Below are 20,162 nucleotides of genomic sequence, written 5' to 3' on the forward strand. Positions count from 1 at the left end.
AGTGCAATGGACGCACGTCTTGCCTACGAGCTAGCTGAGCTCAATGCCAACATGTCCGATGTCGAACGTCTCGTCACGCTGCACTGGGGCCTGTCCTCGGTGCTCCGGGCGAACGTCGCGGGCGACGTCGTGGAGGTCGGTTGCAACGCCGGCTACACCAGCGTCTGGCTCGCGACGACCATGCGGGCGCTCGCCCCGGAACGCGAACTCGTGCTGTTCGACAGCTTCGCCGGGATGCCGCCACCGGGGGAGTTGGACACCCACCTGCCGGAGGGCGAATGCCTGGCCTCGGCGGAGCAGGTGGAGCAGAACTTCCGCAGCAGGGACCTGCCGATGCCGCGCGTCGTCGCCGGCTGGTTCGACGAAACGCTCGCCGAACTGCCCCAGCGGATATGTTTCGGTTACCTCGACGGGGACCACTACCGCTCCATCCAGCTCAGCCTGGAACAGGTGTGGCCCCGCCTGGAGCCGGGCGGACTGCTCGTCATCGACGACTACTGCGACCTGAGCCGCAACGAGCGGGCCTGGGACGGGCTGCCCGGGGTGAAGAAGGCCTGTGACGAATTCTTCGCCGGCACCGACCATGTGGTGGAGGTCGTTCCGGGCACGTCGGACCTGACCCTCGGTTACGTCTACAAGCCCACGTCGGACGGCGGACCCCGATGACGGTCGACACCACCGCGGCGGTGAACCTCGATTCCTTGGCCGGCATCTCGCCGACGCGCGTGTTCCGCCAGGTGCTTGAGACGAGCACGCCCTACACGTTCAGTTCGGTCGTCTCGTTCACCGGATGGAGCACCCTCCTGCTGGTCGAGCGGGCCGACCGGCCCGGCGTGAAGTTCGTCGCCAAGGGGCTGTTCGGCTACCACAGCGTCATCGCCGCCGCGCCGCCGCACCTACGGGCCGAGCTGCACGGCTACTACTGGTACCGCCAGTTGCCGGAGCGGGCACACCGGCAGGCGAGGGACCAGTTCGGCCAGGAGGCCGACCTCCTCTCCCGCCTGAGCGGCTCGCCGTACTTCCCCGACCTGGTCGAGATGGACCTCGGTGCCCCGGTGCCGTACTACGTGATGGAGCACCTGCCGCTCGGCTCGGTCCGCCACTGGCTCGGCACGCACGGGGCGCCGGACGCCGCGACCGCCATCGCCTTCGCGCGCCGGCTGCTGAGCGGGATGACCGTCCTGCACGACATCGGCTACGTCCACCGCGACATCAATGCCGAGAACGTCCTGATGGCCGACGGCGGACCGGTCATCGCCGACCTCGGCTGCGCCCGCGCCCGCACCGCCACCGAGCCCCGATCGCCGAAGTCGGCGCTGATCTCGTGGCCACCGGAGTACGACGTGGGCTACCACGAGGCGGACATCACCAGCGATATCTACTGTTTCGGCATGGTCATGTACGAGCTGCTGACCGGCACCATGCCCCGCTACGGCGCACCGCCGCTGCCCAGCGTGGTGACCGGACACGACCCGCGCCTGATCGAGCTGGTCGAACGGTGCGTGCGGTGGGAGCCGGACCGCCGGCCACCCAACGCCACCGCCGCATTGGAGGTGCTCTCGTGACGACCCGGACGCTCGCCCCTCGACCGCAGACGACCGCCCCAGCCCACCCCGACGACCTGATGCGGCACATGTTCCTCGGCCGGTTGATCAGCCAACACACGATGATCTTCGAGCCGCTGGTGTACGCCGAACACCTGCGCGTCCTGGCCAAACTGGTGGACGACTACGTATTGACCCCGACCGGAGCCGGACAACTCGCCACGTACACGCCCGCGAACGTGGCTACCGTCTGCGTGGCCGCCGCCACCGGGGTGCCGGACGGTGGCTGGCCGGAGTTCGCCGCGAGCCTGCGAACCCACGAGGTCGCGGTGGGCATCCGCCGCCACCAGCTCGTGGTCGGCTCGTCCGGCCCCGCGGACCTGCGATACGTCCGGGAGGCGGTGGAGATCCTGGTCGACGGTGACCTGGGCGCGTTGGTGGAGCTGGGCACGGGCGGGCTGTTTCCCGCCGCTTCGCTGCCGCGCCCGCCGGGCCTGGGCGCCGGGCTGCTGCTGGCACCGGACCGAGCGTTCACGTCGGAGGCCTCCGCGCTGGAGCGCCTGCTGTACGAGATGATCGCCGCACCTGCCCGGATCTGGGCGGCGGTCGAGCCCTCCGTGTACGAGTGCCTTCGTCGCAGTCTCGGCGACGTCGGCGTCGACGATGTCTTCGTCGCCGGCTGTGTGGCCCAACTGCTCACCAGCGCCGACGAGCGGGGGCAGGACCTGGCCGCGCGGCTACCCGCGCTGGCCGCACTGGTGGAGACGGTCCGTTCGCCACTGACCAGCGCCGCCCGAACCGTGGCCCTGGGGTTGAAGGAGGCGTCCCTCTTCGCCGAGCTGCTGTGCTGCTGGTGGCCGGGGACCGAGCGGTCGGTGCATCTGTTCACCTCCCGGCTCGACTACCTGACCCGGCACCCGGCCGGGCGTACACCGCAGGAGCGTCAGCCGTGATCCCGGCGGGCCGGCAGGACCGGCGATTTCCGTTCATCGCGTTGGAGGGCACCGACGGCAGCGGGAAATCGACGCTACGGATCAGCCTCGCGCAGGCCCTCCGGCAGGTCGCGTCGACGGTGACGGAGTTCGGCCAGCACAGCTGGCTCGACACCGACGCCGCTCGGCTCATCGTGGGCAACCGGATGGCCCGCAGCAACGGGAACGCCGACGCCGTCGTGGAGGCGTACCTGCGCGACAAGCGGCTGCACTTCGAGTTCAACATCAAGCCCGCCCTCGCCGTCGGTCCGGTCCTCACCGACCGGTACGTGCTCAGCGACATCGTCTACCACCACGTCCTGCACGGCGTACCGATGGAACGCATCAGCGCCGCCATGACGGCGCTGCGGATGCCGACGCCCGACGTCATCGTCTTCGTGGACACCCCACCCGCGCTGGCCTGGACGCGCATCGGCACCCGCAACAAGGAGCTGCGGCCGTACGAGCGCCCGGACACCCTGGTCCAGCTGTACGACGCCTACGACCGCGCCATCCAGGCGAACCTCGTACCGACGCGCGTGCTGCGTTTCCGCAACCACGAGGAGTTGTCCGACAGCGCGACGCAGCGTCTGGTCGCCTCGCTGCTGTCACAGTTTCCGCAGTTGTCCCACGACCGAGAGGTGCCCACAGATGTCTGAGGTCCGAGTCCGCGTCGCCGTCTATGTCGTGCGTGACACGCTCACCGGGCCGGAGCTGCTGGTGTTCGACCACCGAGACCAGCCTGAGGCGGGCACGCAGGTGCCCGCCGGGGGCATCGAGGCCGGTGAACCACTTGAGGATGCGGTGCTGCGCGAGGTGGCCGAGGAGACCGGCGTCACCGCCGTCACGGTGCGGAAGAGTCTCGGCGTGCAGCAACGACCGCATCCGCACACCGGTCAGCCGCGGGTCACCGTCTTCTACCACGCGAGCACGACGGAGCGTCGGGACCGCTGGTCCCACCAGGTCGCCGGCAGCAGCGGCACCGATGACGGCATGGTGTTCGAGTGCTTCTTCATCCCGGTGGCGAAGGCGTTGGACCTGCTGCCCGACCGACAGGACGAGTTCGTTGCGGCGCTGCTCCAACTCCTGCCCGAGAATGCGTAGCGCGGCCACGGGCCTGCGGAAGGCGCCCCGTCCGATGTCGCGGTCGGGCGACCTCTCGTCGGGCAACCCGGATCCGGACCTGCTCCTCTGGCGTCACGACCGCTGGCCCACCGCCGTCGCGGCCGACCTGCTGCTCTACGGCACCCCCAGGATCGTCGACGCCCTGCTTGTCCCGGCCCAGGCGTACCTGGCCGGCCAGGGCGTCGCCAACGACCACCTGACGGCGCTGCCCGGTGGGCTTGAGGCTGTCGATCGGGCGTTGGCCACGCTGCTGCGTCCCGGGGACCGCGTGATCGTGGAGAGCCCCACCTACAACGGAGACCTTCCGCTGATCGCCGCGCTCGGTCTGGTGCCGGTGCCGGTACCCGTCGACGAGGAGGGGCTGCGACCAGAACCGTTCGTCGCGGCGCTCCGGGACGCCGCCGGTGTGCTGTACCGCCCGCGCGCACAGAACCCCACCGGGGCAGCACTCACGTCCGGGCGCGGCAACACGCTGCGCGCCATCATCGAACGCTTCCCGAGCCTGCTCGTGATCGAAGAGGACCATGCGGGCGGGATCGCGGGCACCGACTACCACTCCGTGATACCAGCCGGCCATCCACGATGGCTGCACGTCGCGTCGGTGTCCAAGTGGCTCGCCCCCGATCTCCGGTTCGCGTTGGTCTGTGGTGACCGGGAGTCGATCCAGCAGGTGGACCAGCGCAGGCTCCTGGGCGGTGGGTGGATCAGCCGGATGACCCAGCTCGCCGTGGCCGCCCACCTGGCCGACCCGGACCTCGCGGCAGACCTCGCCCGGGTGCGGGACGAGTACGGCAGACGCCGCCGACACGTGCTCGATCTGTTGGCCGAGCGGGGTCTGCGCGGATACGGGCGCACCGGACTGAACGTGTGGATCGAGGTGCCCGACGAGGCGGAGACCGTGTCCCGGCTGGCCAGGCGCGGTTGGCAGGTCGCCCCTGGGTCGCGATTCGCCGCACCGACACCGGCGATCCGGGTGACCGTGGCCGCGCTCGCTGTGGCACAGGCGCAGCGGTTCGCGGACGATCTGTTGTCGGCCACCCGGGGGCCCGGCCGTGTCGCTGATTGAGACCGCGATCCGCCGCGAGTTGCGCACGCGTCCGGATCAGGGCCAGCGGTCGGTCGACGAGATCCTGACGGGCAGATCCTTCGCAGCCGTCGTCCTCGATGACGGCAGCGTCGGCACCGCCATGGACTACCAGGGTTACCACGGCGGCGGGTCACCGGGCGCGGTCGTGTGCCGGCGTGGCCCCCAGGTCACCGACTACCTCGGTACGTCGCCCGGCAGGTCGCTGCTGGACTGTGACCTCGTGCGTACGCCACCGGCCGGGTTGGACCTGACCCGGCAGGCCGTCAAGATCGCGCTCCTCAGTGCGCTGTCCCGGCCCTGGCTCCGGCCGACCGCACTGGCGGAAGCGGGCCTGGGTCACGTGGTCGCGCCCTTTGACGAGGTGCACGCCCACCAGGCGGGGTCGACGGTGACGGAGGCGCTGACCCGGGCGGTGGGGAGCGCGGGCACGGTCGGGGTCATTGGCTTCGGCGGGCTGATGGAGCACCTGGCCGAGGTGGACGGGGTGGGTCGCGTGCTGGTGGCCGATCTGCACGACGCGCCACGAGCCGAGCGTGTCCGGTCCACTCTCGCCCGGTTCAACGCGAGGTTCGGCGAGGCGCGCATCCAGCTGGTCGGCGATGACCTGCACCGGCTGGCCGACGAGTGCGAGGTCGTCCAGATCACCCCATCGTCGCTCTGCAACGCGACGATGGACGAAGTCCTTCGTACGCTACGGGGGTTGCGGCTGATCGTCGTCGGGCCCAGCGGCGCGGTGCCACCGCCGGTGTGGCAGGCACACGGAGCCGTCCTGGCCTGCACCGAGCTGAGGGACAGCCGTTTCGTCCGGGCGTACCACCACGACGATCATCTGTACGAATGGTACGTGGAATACGATCGGCGGCTCGCCTACTGGCCGCAGGAACGGCGACCGGCCGAATGACCGGGCACTTGCGGTCGAGTCGCGCCGGGTTCCACCCCGGGTGGTCGGGGCACCACCTCGACCGTGGCCGACGTGGTGCCCCGACTACCGCAGAGCGATCGTCAGTACCGCAGGTTCCGCAGGTAGCGGTAGCCGATCTCGGCGGTGAGCTGAGGCGTCACGTCCGGAGTGTCGTTCTCCACGATGTACTCAAGCACCGGGTGCTTCCGGAAGATCCGCCTGAAGTCGATCATTCCGGTGCCCAGGTCGGCCATGTCGCCGTCGGCGGCGTGCCGGTCCTTGACGTGGTATTGGAGCACCCGCTGCGGTGCGGCGCGGATGACGTCCAGGGTGAAGCCCTCGGGGTCGGTCACCCCGTCACCGGACTCGATGCCGCCGGTGACCGCCCAGTAAATGTCGATCTCCAGGTGGACGAGCCGGGGGTCCAGCTCCTCGGTCAGGATGTCCCACGGGGTCCGACCACCGCCGAGGTCGATTGTGAACTCGTGGGCGTGGTTGTGGTAGCCGTACCGCAGACCCGCTCGGGCCGCTGCGGCGGCCTCCACGTTCATCTGCTCCGCCCACCGCTTCCAGTCGTCGGCGTTCTCCGAGTAGAGGTACGGCACCACCATGAACTTCTGGCCCAGCGTCACCGCGTTGCGGATCTTCTCCTGTAGCGCGGCGGGAGTTTCGCTGATCCCGTCGTGGCTGGACGTGGCCTTGATGCAGATGCTGTCCAGGAAACGGCGCAGCTGGGCGGCGTTGCGGCCGAAGTAGCCCAGCGCCAGCTCCACCTTCGGGTAGCCGATCCGGGCCAGGTGCCGCAGCGTGGCGTCGTACCCCGGCTCGCCGTTCAGCGCGTCACGGACCGTCCACAACTGAATGCTGATCAGCCCCGGCGGCACCCGCCGCCGACCGGCATGCCCGTGCCCGTGCCCCGGACCGTGCTTGGGACCGGCGGAGGCGGCCGTTGCGCCCGCCGTGGCGAGGCCGACACCGGCCATCGCGGCCACCGAGCCGCGTAGCAGGCCCCGCCGGTCGAGGACGGAACGCCGCAGTGCGGCCATCCCGTCGTAGCCGTAACACATGATGACTCCTCTCGTGGGTGTCTACACGCCCGGTACGAGCACGACCTGGTCGGTCCCGGTCAGCGGCGGCAGCCCGTCGTCACCCGGGTCGGTGTAGGAGGCGACGAACACGGCGGACAGGTTGTCCGTCTCCGGGTCGTGCCCCGAGGGGACAGTGGTCAGTATCGACCCGGTGCAGCCGTTGGCGGTGGTCTGCGGGTGGCCGTGGTCGTCGTGGCCGAGGATGTAGGTCACGCTGACCCGGGCACAGTCCACCGCCTGGTCGTCGGTCACCCGTACCTCGTACTGAATGGTGTCGCCGAAGGCGAAGGGTTGGCCCTCGACCGGCGCGACGAGCTCGACCACCGGCACGGCGTTGCCGACCACGACCCGCACCGACGCCGACGCCGAGCGTCCCTTCCGGTCGGTGACCTTGAGCGTTGCGTCGTAGCTGCCGTTCTCGCGGTAGGTGAAGGTCGGGTTCGCCGACCGCGAGTCGACCCGGTCGTCGTCGTCCAGGTACCACTCGTAGCGCAGTCGGTCGCCGTCCGGATCGGTGGTGCCCTCGCTTGAGAACTCCACCGTCAGCGGGGCCAGACCCGCGGTCTGGCTGGCCGAGACCGCCGGGATCGGGCTGCGGTTGCCGTCCCGACCGATGAAGTCGATCCGGGCCACCTGCGCCTCCGGATTCTCGCTGAAGAAACCGTCACCGTATTCGAGGACGTAGAGCGCGCCGTCGGGGCCGAACTCCAGGTCCATCGGGTTGTCGAAGACGACCGAGGGCAACACCGGCTCGATCCCGTCTAGCTTGCCGCGCCGGTCCAGCTGGAACGCCTTCACGTAGTCGCGGGTCCACTCGTAGAACAGCGGCTTGCCGTCGTAGTACGCCGGCCACGCCACCGGGTTGCGGCCCCGGGTGGTCGCCCGGTCGAAGCGGTACGCGGGACCGGCCATCGGGCCGATGCCGCCGGTGCCCAGCTCCGGGAACTCGGAGGAGAGATCGTAGCTGTACCACACGTCCGGCTGTTGCGTCGCTGGCAGCTTCCGCAGCCCGGTGTTGTTCGGCGACTCGTTTACCGGCGCCGAGCAGTCGAACTCCGCACCGGACTCCTCGGCGGCGAAGTCGTAGTCCCGGTAGGGCAGTTGCGGAGTGATGCAGTAGGGCCAGCCGTGGTTGCCGGCCTTGCGGGCCACGAACCACTTACCGTGCCCCGCCGGTCCGCGCAGCGGGTCGGGTTGACCAGCGTCCGGCGAGTAGTCGGCGACGTACAGGTCGTTGGTCTTGCGATCCAGTTCGATCCGGAACGGATTACGCAGACCCATCAGGTAGATCTCGGGGCGGGTGTCCCGGGTGCCGGGCTTGAACAGGTTGCCCTTGGGAATGGTGTACCTGCCGTCGGCGCCGACCTTGATCCGCAGGATCTTGCCGCGCAGGTCGTTGGTGTTGGCGCTGGTGCGCTGCGCGTCGTACGCGGGATTACGGCCGGGCCGCTCGTCGATCGGGGCGTACCCGCCAGACTCGAACGGGTTCGTGTCGTCGCCGGTGGAGAGGTACAGGTTGCCCTTGGCGTCGAAGACGATGTCCCCGCCGACGTGGCAGCAGATGCCCCGGTCCACCGGCACGTCGATGATCCGCTGCTCGGAGCGTAGATCCAGAGTGTCCTTGACCAGCCGGAACCGGGACAGTCGGATGACGCCCTCGAACGGCGCGAGTTCCTCCTCGGAGCCCCAGGCCGGCGCGTCGCCCTCGTTGACGTCCGGCGTGGACGGGTCGTCGACCGGAGTGTCCATCGGCGGCGAGTAGTACAGGTAGACCCAGTTGTTGCCGCGTCGGCCGAAGTTGGGGTCGACGGCGACGTTCTGCAGGCCCTCCTCGTCGTGCTGGTAGACGTCGAGAGTGGCGGCGATCGTGTTGCGGCCGGTGTCGGGGTTGTGCAGCCACACCACGCCGGCCCGGGTCACGTGCAGCACCCGGCCGTCGGGCAGCACGGCGAGGTCCATCGGCTCGCCGGGGCGGTCGTTGAGGGTGACCTTCTGGAAGGCCGTGTCCGGTGGGGGACTGGTGGTGCCGGGCGTGGCCGTGGGGGTGGTCGGCGCGGCCATCGAGCTGGCGGGCGGGGCGACGAGCGTGATGGTCGTCAGGCCCGCCACGGCGAGCGCGAGTCGTCTCTTCAACTGCCTCTCCTAGGTGTGAGGACGGGTCGGGCAGGTCGGGACGTACGGGTGCTGGGCTTCTCCTCCGGGTGTCGGGCAGCACCGGATGGCCCGTTGAATCGCCGGTGGGCGACGCGGGCGCGGGAACTGGGAGTTGGGGGTAGGTGTCCGAGGGGCCGTCGGAGGTCACGATCGAGACGCTGGCCCCGGCGACGGTTCACCTCGTCGTAACATCCGGGCTGAAGTTAACAAAAGCGATGTCGATATGTCCATGGCTTCTGCCAGGTTTAATCGAACTTTTGGCTATGGTGGCGAAAGGATCGTCCACACACGAAAAACCGCCCGCAGGGTCGGCGGGCGGATCCTCGGCCCTCAGGGCGGTGCAGGTCGGATCGACGGCTCAGCGTGGCCCGTCAGGCCACCGGGCCCGGGCTGCGGACGCCTCGGACCGCGTACCGGTGCATCGTCACACCCTGATCGAACGACGCCTGCTCAATCAGATCCAGCTCGACCGGCTCGTCGTGCGCGTCGAACAACGGCCGACCGGTGCCGAGCACCACCGGATGGGTGAAGAGCAGAAGCTCGTCGAGCAGCCCCGCCCGCAGCAGGCCGGTCGCCAGGGTGGCGCCGCCGACCCCGATGTCACCGTCGGACTGCGCCCGCAGCCGTCCGAGCTGCTCGATCGCGTCGTCCCCACCGATGACCCGGGTGTTGTGCCCGGCGCTGTCACGGGTACGCGAGACCAGCACCTTGGGCATCGAGGTCCAGATCTCGCCGTACTCACGCATGAAGTCCGGCAGGGATTCGTCGTCACGGGCGCCCGGCCAGAACGCCTCCATAGTCTCGTAGATCGTGCGACCCTCGATCATCAGCGACATCGCCCGAGCCCGCGCGTTGAACTCCCGGTGCAACGACTCCCCGATGCGCATCCAGTCACCGCCGCCCTGCTCACCCGGGGCGCGCTCGATCCGCAGATCGACCGACACGTTCATCCAGTACACGAACCGACCCGACACGCTGTCTCCCATGAGGTAGTGAACTGCAACTGCTTCCGGCTCGACGCCAGGTTGTGTCGGAACGTGGCTTCATCGAGGCTCGTCGAGCCGGGCCAGCAAGGTCCGGGGCGCCACCGACCGATAGCCGTCCTCGATGACCTCGGCCAGCTCGGACTCGCCGATCCCGGTGTCGAGGCGTACGCCGACCCACCCGCGATGCCCCACATAGGGCGGGCGAAAGTAGGTCCGGGGATTCTCCGCGATCAGCTCCTCGGCGGAGCCGGGCAGGGCGGCACACCACAGGTGGGCGAAGTCGTCCTGATGATGGCCGTCCGGCCAGACCATGACGAACGACCTCTTGCCCCGGACGAACCAGGTCGGGGTGCCGTGGCTCAGCCGCTCGCTGACCTCGGGAAGACGCAGGCAGGCCCGCCAGACGATCGCCACCATGTCGGTCATCGGCCCAAGCTACGACACCGGTCCGACAGAACTCGGGAACGCCGGGGGCAGGATCGGGAAGCCGGGGACGGGCGGCACTCACCGGCCCGGCCGAAGTCGACTGATGGGCCGGCGGCGGTAGGGTTCGGCCCCGTGGAACACGAACCGAACGACCCCGGGCTGGCCGACCTCGTGCACCGGCTGCGCCGGTTCGCCGACGAGCGGGACTGGCAACGGTTCCACACGCCGAAGAACCTGGCGATGGCCCTCGCCGGCGAGGTGGGCGAGTTGCTGGCCGAGTTGCAGTGGCTCACCCCGGAGGAATCCGCGCAGGTGATGGCCGATCCCGAGCACGGCGCACGGGTGCGCGCCGAGATCGGCGACGTCATGATCTACCTTGCCCGCCTGAGCGACATCCTGGGCATCGATCCGCTGGCTGCCGCAACCGACAAGTTGACGGAGGCAGCGCATCGCTACCCGGTCGAGCGGTCGTACGGCTCGGCCGTCAAGGCTCCTTCGGCCGACCGCACCGGCTAGCCACCAAGACCCTGATCCGACTCGGTAAGGTGCTCAGAGCCAAGCGGTCCGACGGGCTTCCGGTGCACGGATATGCCCCCCATCCGCACGATCACATCGTGCTGCCTGGGGGCATGTGCCAATGTCGGCGTTTCGGACGTCCGCCGCCAATCTGTTGCGTCTGGCCACTGACGGCACCCTCGCCGACCGGGTCGCCGAGCATCTGTGGTCGATCCGCCACGGAGTGAGCCCGGCTGAGCGGCGGTCCTGGATGAACAGCCTGCCGGTCCTGGCGCAGGATCTCGCCGACGCTGGCCTCGACCAGGTGGAGGTGCTGGTCGAGTACCAACTGCCGTTAACCAGCCGACGCATCGACGCGGTGCTCGCCGGCGTTGATCCTCGTAGCGGGGATGACTCCTATCTGGTCGTGGAGCTGAAGCAATGGTCCTACGCGACCGCGTACGAGGAATCCGACACCCTGGTCGCGGTCGAGCACGCACGTGGACCACGACTGCATCCCGGCGTGCAGGTCGCCGACTACTGCCAGTACCTCACCGATTTTCTCGGCATCCTGGGCCGCCGCCGCTACCCGCTCAATGGTGCCGCCTACCTGCACAACGCCGTCGACCGGGACATCGTCGACCTGCTCGGTCGACCAGTCACCGAGCAGAGCCGACTCTTCACCAGGCAGCGTCGCGGCCAGTGGCTCGCCTATCTCCAGTCGCGGTTCGCGCCGAAATCCGGCGCGGCCGCCGCCGATCGCTTCCTGACCAGCACCGTCCGGCCCAGTCGACATCTGCTTCGGTACGCCGCGCAGGAACTCAAAGACCGGTCACAGTTCACGCTGCTCGACGAGCAGCACGTGGCGTACGAATTGGTGCTGCACGCGGTCGAGCGGGCCCGGAAGGCGAACCGAAAGCGGGCAGTGGTGGTGGCCGGCGGACCAGGCAGCGGCAAGAGCGTCATCGCCCTGTCGGTGATGGGTGAATTGGCCCGTCAGGGTCGGACCGTGCTGCACGCCACCGGCTCCCGCGCGTTCACCCAAACCCTGCGTCGCTACGCCGGACACCGTTCGACCCGGCTCCAAGGGATGTTCAAGTACTTCAACAGCTTCATGGACGCCGGGGCCAACGACATCGAGGTGCTGCTCTGCGATGAGGCACACCGGATCCGGGAAACCTCCGTCAACCGGTACACACCCAAGGCTCGGCGGGACCGGGCGAGGCCGCAGCTGGACGAACTGATCTCGACTGCGCGCGTGCCGGTCTTCCTGCTCGATGAGCATCAGGTGGTCAAACCGGGGGAGCTGGGCAGCGTCGAGGTCATCTCGGCGTACGCCGGGAAGCTGGGCCTGGAGGTCGAAGTCGTCGCCCTGCACGACCAGTTCCGGTGCGGCGGCAGCGCGGCGTACGAGGACTGGGTGCTCACTCTGCTCGGCCTGGACGGCGATGGACCGACCGTGTGGGCCGGCGACGGACGGTTCGATCTGCGGCTGGCGGAGTCCCCGACGCAGCTGGAAGCGTTCCTGCGGGCGCGCCAACGCCCGCCGGGCGCCGCCGGTGAGCCGGGACAGACGGCCCGGATGTCGGCCGGCTACTGCTGGCCGTGGAGCGACCCTCGACTCGACGGCACCCTTGTGCCGGACGTGGTGGTCGGTGAGTGGGCCCGACCCTGGAACGTCAAGAGCGATCGCAGCGTGGGTGATGCTCCCGGTAGTGCCTTCTGGGCCACCGATCCGAACGGCTTCGACCAGGTGGGCTGCGTCTACACCGCCCAGGGCTTCGAGTACGACTGGTCCGGTGTCATCATCGGCCCCGACCTGGTGGCGCGCGACGGCCGACTGGTGACCCGGCGGGGCGAGTCGAAGGATCCGGCATTGCGGAGCCGCAAAGCCGTGAGCGACGACGAAGCCGACCGGCTGATCCGCAACACCTACAAGGTGCTGCTGACCCGCGGTATGCGCGGGACGATCATCCACTCGGTCGACCCGGAGACCCGCGAGTTCCTGGCTGCTCTGGTGAGACCCACCCGCGAGGTGGAAACCCACTATGAGCAGAATGGCGACGGCGGGGGTGGCCGCACGTTCGACTGACCGGTCCTGGCGGGGCAGAGGGCAGCGGTTGTCGGAGTACGTACGCAAGTAACGAACATTGGTGAAGTTCGATGCATTCTGGACCTTCCTCCGTCACGTCCCGGTAACGCTGCACTACCGTCGGGGCATGGTCTCGCGTCGATCGATTCTCGGAGCGGTGCCACTCGCGGCCGCCGCTCTCACCGCCGCCCCAGGTCATCCCCGCTGGCTCACCGGAGCGTCCGCGTCCAGCGATCCGGTACGCGTACCGCCCGACCCGGCCACCATGCAGGCCGCCGCGACAGCGGTACGCGGCTTCACCGCCGACCTCTACCGCACGATCGCGTCGAGCCACACCGGTGGCAACGTGGTCTGCGCGCCGTACTCGGTCCAGTTGGCTCTGGCGATGGCCAGGGCGGGTGCTGGCTCGACCACGGCGGACGAGATGGATGCCGTGCTGCACGCGCCGCATCCGCGACCCGGCGCGCTCGACAGCGGTCTGAACACCGTCGACCAGTCGCTCGCCGGGCGGTTCCAGGATGGCGACGGAGTGCGGCAGCCCCGGATGACCACGGCCAACGCGGTGTGGACCCGCCTCGACCTGGGCCTGCGATCCGGGTTCCGGGACACCCTGGCCGGCTACTACGGTGCCCTCCCGCACCCGGTCGACTTCCGTGACGCGCCGGAAGCGGCCCGCCAGGAGATCAACACCTGGGTGTCCGATCGGACCAACGCGAAGATCCCGGAGTTGTTGGTACCGGACTCGGTGCGCTCCGACACCAGCCTGATGCTCACCAACACGGCCTACCTCAAGGCGGCCTGGTACTACCCCTTCAGGGCGTCCGCCACAGTGGAGGAACCGTTCACCCGGGATGACGGCACGGTCGTCCAGGTGCCGATGATGCGCGGCCCGTTCGACCGGATGGGGCACCTCCTGGGCGACGGTTGGCGGGCGGTCGACGTACCGCTCGCGGGCAACGGGCTGGCCATGGCGATCGTCATGCCGACCCGGGACAACCTCGCCGCGGTCGAGGCCAACCTCGACGGGGCGTGGCTGAGCGCGTTGTTCGCCGGCTTCCAGTTCACCGACATCGAGCTGCGGATGCCCCGGTGGACGTTCCGCCTGCCGGCCCAGTTGGGCGCGGCGCTGAGTGGCCTCGGCATGCCCACGGCCTTCACGCCGTACGCCGACTTCACCGGGATGAGCACCACCGACCCGGCGTTGTGCATCGACGACGTGGTGCACGAGACGTTCATCGGGGTGGACGAGAAGGGTGTCGAGGCGGCTGCCGCGTCGGCGGTCATCATCCGGCCACCGTCGATCCCGCAGGGGCCGCAGTTCTTCGTGAACCGGCCGTTCCTGTACGTCATCCACGACCGGGTCACCGGCGTGCCGCTGTTCCTCGGCCGGGTCCACGACCCGCTGGTCACCGGCTGACCGGCCCGGCGGCACGGCCACGTCCGAGCCGGTCGCGTCCGGGCCGGTCGGGTCAGGTGGGCGGGGTGCGGTCCCGACGGGCGTCGGCCAGCACCTCCGCCCACCAGCGCAGTTCGGCCAGGCTCGCGGTCAGGCCACGGGAAAGCTCCGCGTCCGGTGTGTAGCGGCCCTGGTCGTCCAGGGCCGTCCACGGCACCCGCAGACCCAGGGCCCGGCGGGTGGTCACTACGCTGAGTTCGGCGAGTACGCCGCGCAGGTGTTCGATCGCCGCGTACCCGCCGTAAACGCCGTAGGCCACGATGGTCGCGGGCTTGAGCCGCCACTCGCCGTAGTGCCAGTCGATCAGGCGCTTGAGCGAGGCGGGGTAGCTGTGGTTGTACTCCGGCGTGACGAACACGAACGCGTCGGCTGCGGCTATCCGGTCGGCGACCTCGCTCTTCGGCCCGCCGCCGGGATACAGGAGGCTGTCGTCGGGCAGCTCCACGTGGGCCACGTCGATCAGGTCGATGTGAAGAGGGCCCATCCCGGCATCAGGCTTCAGCGCGGCAGCCGGGTTCAGGGCGGCGGCGACCCAGCGGGCGATCGTCGGGCCCATGCGGTCCTTACGGACGCTGCCCGAGATCACGGCCACCCGTATGCCGGCGGCGGGAGACAAGCTGCTGTGCTGGTCGGTCGAAACACTCATGTCCCAGACCGTGCAGGTTCAACATATGTTGAAGTCAAGTCGCCCGCGTGCCTATCCTGCCGCCATGACAGTGCTCGCGGGTTCCCCTCGGACGTTCAGCGTCGGTGAGGTCGCCGTCGACAGCGGCGTCGCGCCGTCCGCCGTGCGGTTCTACGAGAGCCACGGGGTCATCACCGCGGTACGCACGGCCGGCAACCAACGTCGTTTCGACGGGTCCGCCGCGTGCCGGATCCAGGTGGCCAAGCTCGCCCAGCGGGCGGGTCTGAGTGTCCGCGAGATCGCCGCTCTCTTCGCCGACCTGTCGGCCGATCCGACACCCGACGAGTGGGCAGGCGTCGCCCACCGGCTGGTGGCCGAGGTCGAGGGGCGGGTACGCAACCTCAAGGCGCAGCTCGCGGCGCTGGAGTCGGGCACCAGGTTGTGCGAGATCGGGCGGGCCGATCCCGCACGATGACCGACCCGTGAACGTGACCGCCTGCGGACTTGACTTCAACATATGTTGAACCCCGATCGTCGGGGGCATGAGTGATCTCCCTTCGTCCGCCCGGACGCTTGCCGCCCTCGTCGAATCGGCCACCATCGTCGGCCTCGGCACCAGCACCCGGGAGGCCAACGAGACCTTCCGACTGGTCGAGGAGGCCACCCACGAGTTGATCCGGCGCGGATTCCGGACCGTCGCGCTGCTGGACAACCAGCGGGTCGGCGACCTCTACGACTGCTACGTCCGGGGCGAGGACGTCGACCTGGACACTGCGCTCGGCCAGGCTTGGGGTCCGTGGCGGACGACCGAGATGCGCGACGCGCTGGTCCGGCTGCGCCGGCACAACGCACATCACCCCGACGATCCGGTACGCGTCATCGCGGTCAACGGGCGGCGTGCGCTGCCAGCCGACTACGACCGGGTCGTGGCGCTGCTCGATCCGGTGGAACCGGCGACCGCGGCCCGGATCGGCGAGATCTTCGCCGTCATCCGTACCGCACACGACAACGGTGAGCACGTCCAACGCCTGCGTGGCACCCACCCGGGCGTACCCTTCGTGGAACTCGCCCGCACCTCCCGCGACCTGGCCGCCCAGCTGTCGGCCGGCCCGGGGCGCGACGAGGCGCTACGGCTGATCGACGCGATCGTCGACTTCCACGCGCACGCCCTCGGCGGCGGCTACGACGCGGCTTCGGAGGAGCGTGCGGCCGCCGGGCGACTCCTCGACCACCTGCGGCGTACCGGCGACCGCGTGGTGTTCTGGGAGGGCAGCGCACACGTCGCGGCACACGGCGATGCCATGGTGGGCGCACACCTGAGGGCCGCGCTGGGCGATGGATACGTAGCCGTACATGTCACCTTCGGCCACGGCCGGCTCCCCGCGACGGACATTCCGCGCCCCGCCCCGTCGTCACTGGAGGCGGTGCTGCTCGACGACCCCGGTGAGCGGATCATCGACCTGCGCTCCGCCGTTCCTGCGAACCTCGCGGAGCGGCGTGAACGGCCGTGGCGAACCCGGTTGATCTCCGGCCTCTACCAGGCCGAGCGCGACGAGGACCACTACTACGAGCTGCCCACCCTTGCCGGCAGCTTCGACGTGATCGCCTTCATTCCCACCGTCACCCCGATCCACCCGCTGGTGATCGAGCCGGAGACCCGGCTGGGCCAGTACGGTCGGCAGACACCGCGCCACCTCGTCCTCGGTGAGGGTGTTCGCGTAGCGGCGAATTGTACGGCCTGGAGCAGGATTCGGTGAGCCGTCCGTACTTGGGGACCGGATCGACCGGATCGACCGGAGTGACAGGCCGTGCTGACGCGTGCGCATTCAGGGTCGTCGGACGTCATACCAATCATGTTTAAGTTCCTCTATGCTCTCGGAAGTCGCACCCCGACCTCCACCACCACCACCACCCCCGGAGGAATCACCATGATCGTTGCGAGACGTCACCGTCCCCGACGGCTGGCGGCCATCGGCGCGTCAGCTCTCGTCCTGGTGGGTGGGGCCATCCTGGCCCCACAGGTCCAGGTCGCGGTCGCTGCGCCGGGCCCGGTGATCGCCGAGGCCATCGTCCCGGGGCAGAGCGCCGTGATCACCGGTGTGGCCTCCGGGCGGTGCCTGGAGGTGCCGAACGCGAGCACCACGAACGGCACCCAGACCCAGTTGTGGGACTGCTTCGGCGCAGCCCACCAGACCTGGACCTACACCGCCGGCCGGCAACTTCAGGTGTACGGCACCAAGTGCCTGGACGCCAACGGCGCCGGCACCAGCAACGGCACCCAGGTGATCATCTGGGACTGCCACGGCGGCACGAACCAGCAGTGGAACGTCAACGCCAACGGCACCATCACCGGCGTGCAGTCCGGGCTCTGCCTGGACGCCAACAACGCCGGCACCGGCAACGGCACGAAGATGATCCTGTGGTCCTGTCACGGCGGCACCAACCAGCAGTGGACCTCGCCGGCACCCCCGCCGACGAGCCCGCCGCCCACCCCGCCGGCCGGGTCGCTGCCCTGCGACATCTACGCGGCCGGCGGTACGGCGTGCGTGGCGGCCCACAGCACGACCCGGGCGCTGTACGCGGCGTACCGTGGCAACCTCTACCAGGTGCGACGCTCGTCGGACAACACGACCCGCGACATCGGCCTGTTGACCACCGGCGGCACCGCAAACGCGGCCACGCAGGACTCGTTCTGCGCCGGTACGCAGTGCGTGATCACCGTGATCTACGACCAGTCCGGTCGGGGCAACGACCTGTGGTATCAGGGGTCCACAGTCGTCCCCGGCTCGCCGCAGAGCCGGCCGGCGATCGCCACCACCGAGTCGCTCACCGTCGGGGGCAGCAAGGCGTACTCGCTGTACATCAACCCGGGCAACAGTTACTGGCGCGACGGCCACCTGACCGGCGTGCCGACCGGCAGCGCGCCCGAGGGCATGTACATGGTGACGAGTGGCACCCACGTCAACAACGGCTGCTGCTTCGACTACGGCAACAGCGAGACGACCCGCAAGGCCGACGCCGCAGGCGCGATGGACGCGATCAACTTCAGCACCCAGTGCTGGTTCGGCGGGTGCTCCGGAACGGGCCCGTGGGTGCAGGCGGACCTGGAGTGGGGCCTGTTCCCCGGCGGCAGCCAGTCGTGGAACCCGAACCAGCGCTCCTTCCCGCACAAGTTCGTCACCGCCACCTTGAAGAACAACGGCACCACCCGCTTCGCCATCAAGGGCAGCAACGCCCAGTCCGGCAGCCTCTACACGCTCTACGAGGGACCGCTGCCGCCCGGCTACAGCCCGATGAAGAAGCAGGGCGCGATCGTCCTGGGCAGCGGTGGGGACTGCTGCAAGCCCGACGGCGGGGCCAACCTCAGCGCCGGCACCTTCTACGAGGGCGCCATGGTCGCCGGCTACCCCTCCGACGCCACCGAGAACGCCGTGCACGCCAACATCATCGCCGCCGGCTACCGCTGACGGTCGCCCACGGCGCGTGGATCACTGGCCGCACCCCCGGCCGGTGATCCACGCGTAACAACAGAGATTCGTCCATGAAACCCGTCACTGAGATCGTCGGGCATCGATCTTGTGTGGGAGGTGGCGGTGACGATACCGACGACACGGCGACAGTTCCTCCAGGCCGTCGGGGTGTCCGGCGGGGCCGGGGTGCTCTACGGGACGATGGGTGCGCTCGGCCTGGCACCCGCCGCGCAGGCGGCGCCACCGTTCCGGGCGCCGAACCGGTCCGACTTCACGCTTACCGGCCGCTCGGCGAAGTCCGTGCTGGTGCTCGGGGCCGGCATCGCCGGCCTGGCCACCGCGTACGAGCTGGGCAAGGCGGGCTACCTGGTGCGTCTGCTGGAGGCGCGTGACCGGCCCGGCGGGCGCAACTGGACGGTGCGCGGCGGCACCACCGAGACCGACCTGGACGGGCGTACCCAGCGGGCCCGCTTCGCCGACGGCCAGTACCTCAACGCCGGTCCGGCCCGCATCGCCCAGCACATGGTGACCCTCGACTACTGCCGGGAACTCGGCGTGCCGATCGAGATATTCGGCAACCAGAACGCCGACGCCTACTACGTAAACGAGAACGCCGGGGCGCTGTCCGGCCGGCCGATCCGGCACCGCGAGGCCAAGGCGGATGTCTACGGGTACGTCTCGGAACTGCTCGCCAAGGCCACCGACCAGGGTGCGCTCGACACCTACCTGACGGGTGAGGACAAGGAACGGCTGCTGGAGTTCCTGCGCGGCTTCGGCGCGATCGGCGGCCGGGTGGCCGACGACCCGGCGGCCAGCTGGCGGTACGCGGGCACCAACCGGCGCGGCTACCTGGTGGAGCCGGGCGCCGGCTTCGAGGCGGGCACCCCGAAACTCACCCCGTACCCGCTGACGGACGTGCTGGCCAGCGGCATCGGCCGGTACTTCTCCTTCGAGTTCGGCTACGACCAGGCGATGCTGATGTTCCAGCCGGTCGGCGGGATGGACCGCATCGCGTACGCCCTCGAAGCGGCCGTGGGGCGTCGGCTCGTCACCTACGGCGCGCAGGTGCGCTCGATCTCCAACACCGGCTCCGGGGTGACCGTGGTCTACGACGGGCCGGGCGGCCGGCCGCGTACCGCCACCGCAGACTTCTGTGTCTGCACCATCCCGCCACAGGTGCTGGCGAAGATCCCGGCCAATCTCACCCAGCCGGTCCGGGACGCGTTGGCCTACCCGGTCCCGAACGCGACCGGCAAGATCGGCTTGCAGTACCGGCGACGGTGGTGGGAGCAGGACGAGAACATCTACTCCGGCATCACCAACACCAACCTGGACCTCGCCACGATCTGGTACCCGTCCTACGGCTACCACGGGGCGAAGGGCGTGGTGGTCGGCTACTACAACTTCGGCGCCAACGCCCAGGCGTACGCGGCGCTCACGCCCGCCGAGCGGGAGGCCCGCGCCGTCGCCCAGGGCGTGCGGATCCACGGTGAGGCGTACCGGACGGAGTTGGAGACGTCGTTCTCGGTGGCCTGGGACCGCACCCGCTACTCGGAGGGCGGCTGGGTGTCGTGGCCGTCGCGCACCAGCGGGCAGTACGGCCGGCTGCTGGAGCCGGACGGTCGGGTCTACTTCGCCGGTGACCACCTCAGCCACTACATCGCCTGGCAGGCCGGTGCGTTCGAGTCCGCCCGCAAGGTGGTCACCGACCTGCACGCCCGGGTCATGTCGAGCTGAGCCCC

Annotated in this window: 19 protein-coding genes; 14 read left to right on the forward strand and 5 right to left on the reverse strand. The window is 69.5% G+C overall.

Annotated elements, in window-relative coordinates; translation table 11 throughout:
* The first annotated feature begins 6 nt into the window (after positions 1-6).
* The 7 genes from Vse01_RS10110 to Vse01_RS10140 are packed head-to-tail and all read left to right on the forward strand — an operon-like array spanning position 7 to position 5,628.
* Positions 7-666, forward strand: a complete 660-nt coding sequence (locus Vse01_RS10110; protein WP_093405719.1) for a TylF/MycF/NovP-related O-methyltransferase — start codon at positions 7-9, stop codon at positions 664-666.
* A complete protein-coding gene (locus Vse01_RS10115; RefSeq protein ID WP_093405717.1) occupies positions 663-1,565 on the forward strand; it encodes a protein kinase in 903 nt (300 codons plus the stop codon). The genes Vse01_RS10110 and Vse01_RS10115 overlap by 4 nt, the downstream gene beginning before the upstream one ends.
* On the forward strand, positions 1,562-2,497 hold the full coding sequence (locus Vse01_RS10120; protein ID WP_170863462.1) for a hypothetical protein: 936 nt from the start codon (positions 1,562-1,564) through the stop codon (positions 2,495-2,497). The genes Vse01_RS10115 and Vse01_RS10120 overlap by 4 nt, the downstream gene beginning before the upstream one ends.
* Positions 2,494-3,174, forward strand: a complete 681-nt coding sequence (locus tag Vse01_RS10125; protein ID WP_170863461.1) for a dTMP kinase — start codon at positions 2,494-2,496, stop codon at positions 3,172-3,174. Before Vse01_RS10120 ends, Vse01_RS10125 begins: the two co-directional genes overlap by 4 nt.
* On the forward strand, positions 3,167-3,619 hold the full coding sequence (locus tag Vse01_RS10130) for an NUDIX hydrolase (RefSeq protein ID WP_093405712.1): 453 nt from the start codon (positions 3,167-3,169) through the stop codon (positions 3,617-3,619). Before Vse01_RS10125 ends, Vse01_RS10130 begins: the two co-directional genes overlap by 8 nt.
* Before the next feature lie 34 nt (positions 3,620-3,653).
* Positions 3,654-4,706: an aminotransferase class I/II-fold pyridoxal phosphate-dependent enzyme gene (locus Vse01_RS10135; protein WP_170863460.1), complete on the forward strand. Its 1,053-nt coding sequence runs from the start codon at positions 3,654-3,656 to the stop codon at positions 4,704-4,706.
* Complete coding sequence (locus Vse01_RS10140; RefSeq protein ID WP_093405707.1) at positions 4,693-5,628, forward strand: Rossmann-like domain-containing protein; 936 nt, start codon at positions 4,693-4,695, stop codon at positions 5,626-5,628. Before Vse01_RS10135 ends, Vse01_RS10140 begins: the two co-directional genes overlap by 14 nt.
* Before the next feature lie 101 nt (positions 5,629-5,729).
* Here the strand turns inward: Vse01_RS10140 and Vse01_RS10145 are convergent, their stop codons facing one another.
* The 4 genes from Vse01_RS10145 to Vse01_RS10160 form a co-directional block, all read right to left on the reverse strand.
* A complete protein-coding gene (locus Vse01_RS10145; protein WP_093405704.1) occupies positions 5,730-6,695 on the reverse strand; it encodes a sugar phosphate isomerase/epimerase family protein in 966 nt (321 codons plus the stop codon).
* Between the two features lie 21 nt (positions 6,696-6,716).
* Positions 6,717-8,849 (reverse strand): PQQ-dependent sugar dehydrogenase, encoded by a 2,133-nt coding sequence (locus Vse01_RS10150; RefSeq protein ID WP_232511280.1) that lies wholly within the window; start codon positions 8,847-8,849, stop codon positions 6,717-6,719.
* A gap of 392 nt (positions 8,850-9,241) precedes the next feature.
* Positions 9,242-9,844: a dihydrofolate reductase family protein gene (locus tag Vse01_RS10155; protein WP_093406113.1), complete on the reverse strand. Its 603-nt coding sequence runs from the start codon at positions 9,842-9,844 to the stop codon at positions 9,242-9,244.
* Between the two features lie 69 nt (positions 9,845-9,913).
* A complete protein-coding gene (locus Vse01_RS10160) occupies positions 9,914-10,282 on the reverse strand; it encodes an MmcQ/YjbR family DNA-binding protein (RefSeq protein WP_093405699.1) in 369 nt (122 codons plus the stop codon).
* A 132-nt stretch (positions 10,283-10,414) separates the two neighbouring features.
* Here Vse01_RS10160 and Vse01_RS10165 point away from each other — a divergent pair, with 132 nt between their 5' ends.
* The 3 genes from Vse01_RS10165 (at position 10,415) to Vse01_RS10175 (ending at position 14,286) form a co-directional block, all read left to right on the forward strand.
* Entirely contained in the window at positions 10,415-10,798 is a 384-nt protein-coding gene (locus tag Vse01_RS10165; protein ID WP_232511279.1) for a nucleotide pyrophosphohydrolase, read from the forward strand.
* A gap of 121 nt (positions 10,799-10,919) precedes the next feature.
* The gene (locus tag Vse01_RS10170) at positions 10,920-12,869 is read left to right on the forward strand and encodes a DUF2075 domain-containing protein (RefSeq protein ID WP_093405697.1); all 1,950 of its coding nucleotides are present in this window, start codon (positions 10,920-10,922) and stop codon (positions 12,867-12,869) included.
* Between the two features lie 127 nt (positions 12,870-12,996).
* Positions 12,997-14,286 carry a serpin family protein gene (locus Vse01_RS10175; RefSeq protein ID WP_139233152.1) on the forward strand — a complete coding sequence of 430 codons (1,290 nt, stop codon included), beginning with the start codon at positions 12,997-12,999 and terminating at the stop codon, positions 14,284-14,286.
* A 52-nt stretch (positions 14,287-14,338) separates the two neighbouring features.
* Here Vse01_RS10175 and Vse01_RS10180 read toward each other — a convergent pair whose 3' ends face one another.
* Positions 14,339-14,971 carry an NADPH-dependent FMN reductase gene (locus tag Vse01_RS10180; RefSeq protein WP_093405692.1) on the reverse strand — a complete coding sequence of 211 codons (633 nt, stop codon included), beginning with the start codon at positions 14,969-14,971 and terminating at the stop codon, positions 14,339-14,341.
* Between the two features lie 64 nt (positions 14,972-15,035).
* Here Vse01_RS10180 and Vse01_RS10185 point away from each other — a divergent pair, with 64 nt between their 5' ends.
* From Vse01_RS10185 to Vse01_RS10200, 4 genes are all read left to right on the forward strand, one after another.
* Positions 15,036-15,425 (forward strand): MerR family transcriptional regulator, encoded by a 390-nt coding sequence (locus Vse01_RS10185; RefSeq protein ID WP_093405689.1) that lies wholly within the window; start codon positions 15,036-15,038, stop codon positions 15,423-15,425.
* A gap of 67 nt (positions 15,426-15,492) precedes the next feature.
* Entirely contained in the window at positions 15,493-16,707 is a 1,215-nt protein-coding gene (locus tag Vse01_RS10190; RefSeq protein ID WP_093405687.1) for an erythromycin esterase family protein, read from the forward strand.
* 171 nt (positions 16,708-16,878) lie between these two features.
* Positions 16,879-18,417, forward strand: coding sequence for an arabinofuranosidase catalytic domain-containing protein (locus tag Vse01_RS10195; RefSeq protein ID WP_093406107.1), 1,539 nt, complete (start codon positions 16,879-16,881; stop codon positions 18,415-18,417).
* A gap of 126 nt (positions 18,418-18,543) precedes the next feature.
* Complete coding sequence (locus Vse01_RS10200) at positions 18,544-20,157, forward strand: flavin monoamine oxidase family protein (RefSeq protein WP_093406104.1); 1,614 nt, start codon at positions 18,544-18,546, stop codon at positions 20,155-20,157.
* Positions 20,158-20,162 lie beyond the last annotated feature (5 nt).

The organism is Micromonospora sediminimaris (assembly GCF_016863575.1).
GTDB classification, from domain to species: Bacteria; Actinomycetota; Actinomycetes; order Mycobacteriales; family Micromonosporaceae; genus Micromonospora; species Micromonospora sediminimaris.

Coding starts and splice junctions, on each gene's coding strand:
- Vse01_RS10160 (WP_093405699.1), bottom strand. CDS start 10,282: ATGACCGACATGGTGGCGATCGTCTGGCGGGCCTGCCTGCGTCTTCCC.
- Vse01_RS10185 (WP_093405689.1), top strand. CDS start 15,036: ATGACAGTGCTCGCGGGTTCCCCTCGGACGTTCAGCGTCGGTGAGGTC.
- Vse01_RS10195 (WP_093406107.1), top strand. CDS start 16,879: ATGATCGTTGCGAGACGTCACCGTCCCCGACGGCTGGCGGCCATCGGC.
- Vse01_RS10175 (WP_139233152.1), top strand. CDS start 12,997: ATGGTCTCGCGTCGATCGATTCTCGGAGCGGTGCCACTCGCGGCCGCC.
- Vse01_RS10135 (WP_170863460.1), top strand. CDS start 3,654: ATGTCGCGGTCGGGCGACCTCTCGTCGGGCAACCCGGATCCGGACCTG.
- Vse01_RS10130 (WP_093405712.1), top strand. CDS start 3,167: ATGTCTGAGGTCCGAGTCCGCGTCGCCGTCTATGTCGTGCGTGACACG.
- Vse01_RS10115 (WP_093405717.1), top strand. CDS start 663: ATGACGGTCGACACCACCGCGGCGGTGAACCTCGATTCCTTGGCCGGC.
- Vse01_RS10145 (WP_093405704.1), bottom strand. CDS start 6,695: ATGTGTTACGGCTACGACGGGATGGCCGCACTGCGGCGTTCCGTCCTC.
- Vse01_RS10110 (WP_093405719.1), top strand. CDS start 7: ATGGACGCACGTCTTGCCTACGAGCTAGCTGAGCTCAATGCCAACATG.
- Vse01_RS10170 (WP_093405697.1), top strand. CDS start 10,920: ATGTCGGCGTTTCGGACGTCCGCCGCCAATCTGTTGCGTCTGGCCACT.
- Vse01_RS10180 (WP_093405692.1), bottom strand. CDS start 14,971: ATGAGTGTTTCGACCGACCAGCACAGCAGCTTGTCTCCCGCCGCCGGC.
- Vse01_RS10190 (WP_093405687.1), top strand. CDS start 15,493: ATGAGTGATCTCCCTTCGTCCGCCCGGACGCTTGCCGCCCTCGTCGAA.